1 pseudogene is annotated in these 1,867 nt (G+C 63.5%); it reads left to right on the forward strand.

What is annotated here, in order from left to right:
* A pseudogene (locus ACQ4N9_RS26435) lies at nucleotides 1–1,867 on the forward strand (RHS repeat-associated core domain-containing protein); the annotation flags it as partial.

A 1,867-nucleotide genomic window follows, 5' to 3' on the forward strand; every position in this document is an offset into this window, starting at 1 on the left:
CTTGTGGCTACGCGACTATGACGAGCGCGGCAACCTGGTCGAAAGCGTCGATCCGTTGGGCAACAAGACCGAGTTCGCCTACACCCCGGCCGGGTTGGTCAAGGCGATCAAGGATGCGCTGGGCAACGAAAAGACACTCGCCTACAACGACGCCGGGCAGTTGCTTGAGTACACCGACTGCTCGGGCAAGAGCAGTGCCTGGGCCTACAACACCCTTGGCCAGCTGACCGACTTCACCGATGCGGCGGGCTACACGACCGCCTACGCATACCAGGCCGGGCAACTGGCCAAGGTCACCCATCCCGACAACACCGAAGAGCGCTTCCACTACGATGCCGAAGGCCGCCTGTTGGCGCATGTCGATGCCCTCGACCGCTGCACCACCTGGGCCTACAGCGCCGCAGGCCTGCTGAGCGAACGCATCGACGCCAACGAACACACCCTGCGTTATCGCTGGGACAAGCTTGGCCGCTTGATCGGCCTGGAAAACGAGAACGCGAGCAAGGCCGCCTTCCTCTACGACCCGGTGGGCCGGCTGCTGCAAGAGACCGGCTTTGATGGCCTGGTCACCCGTTACCAGTACGACCCGTACAGCGGCCGCCTCGCCTCGACCCAGGTTGGCCAGCGCCGTATCGACTTGACCTTCGACCCCATGGGCCGATTGAGTGAGCGTACGGCCCGCCTGGGCAACCAGAGCCAGAGCGAAACCTTCGCCTACGACGGCAACGGCCAGCTGATCCAGGCCGTGAACGCCGCCAGCAAGTTGCAATGGTTCTTTGATGAAGCCGGCAACCTGACCCGCGAGCATCAGTATTACCTGGCCACCGGCACGCCGATGGTTGCGGTGTGGCAGCACCAATACGATGCCCTCAACCAGCGCACCGCGACGATTCGCCCGGACGGCCACAAGGTCAGCTGGTTGACTTACGGCAGCGGCCACCTGCTCGGCATGACCCTCGACCAGCACGAAATGCTGGCCTACGAGCGCGATGACCTGCACCGCGAAATCGTGCGGCATCAGGGCAATAAGTTGATGCAGACCCAGGCCTGGGACCCTGCAGGGCGTTTGCAGGAACAGCTGCTGGGCAGCCATGACGGCCAATCCACGTTGCTCAAGCGTCAGTACCGCTACGACGTCGCCGGCCAGCTGACCAACATCCACGACAGCCGTCGTGGTCCGTTGGAGTACCAGTACGACCCGGTGGGCCGCCTGCTTAAGGCCACCAGCCGCCTGGGCGTGGAAACCTTTGCCTTCGACCCGGCCGGTAACCTGCTGGACCAGAAGACTCAGGAGCTGAATCGCCCGCTGGAAGCCGATGCACGCCGTAACAAACTGATGGACAACCTGCTGCGCGAGTACGCCGGGACCCACTACAAATACGACGAACGCGGCAACCTGATCCACCGCCTGCACAACGGGTCCCATGCCCACTTCACTTGGGACCTGTTCGACCGGCTGGCCTCTTACAACGACGACAAGCTCAAGGTGGATTACAGCTACGACGCCTTGGGCCGGCGCCTTCACAAGCATTCAGTCGCGCACTTCTGGGATCGCCCCGAGGCCGGCACCGGCTGGAACCAACTGCAACGGGCCAAGCGCCAGCGCGAGCTGAACTGCGGTTTCACTCTGTTCGGCTGGGACGGCGACACCCTGGCCTGGGAAAGCTCACCGCCTCTCGATGAAGGCGACAGCGGGCGCACGGTGCATTACCTGTACGAGCCGGGCAGCTTTGTGCCGGTCGCCCAGGGGCTGCGCAAGAGCCCGATTCGGCTGCACAAGGTGCCGGACTGGAGCCAGCGCGAGTACGACTTCGAGCAGGATCCGCTGTGGCATACCGAGATAAAGCCACAGCCGTTCGAGGCGATC

The sequence above is a fragment of the Pseudomonas sp. ES1 genome (assembly GCF_050586605.1).
Lineage (GTDB): Bacteria > Pseudomonadota > Gammaproteobacteria > Pseudomonadales > Pseudomonadaceae > Aquipseudomonas > Aquipseudomonas sichuanensis.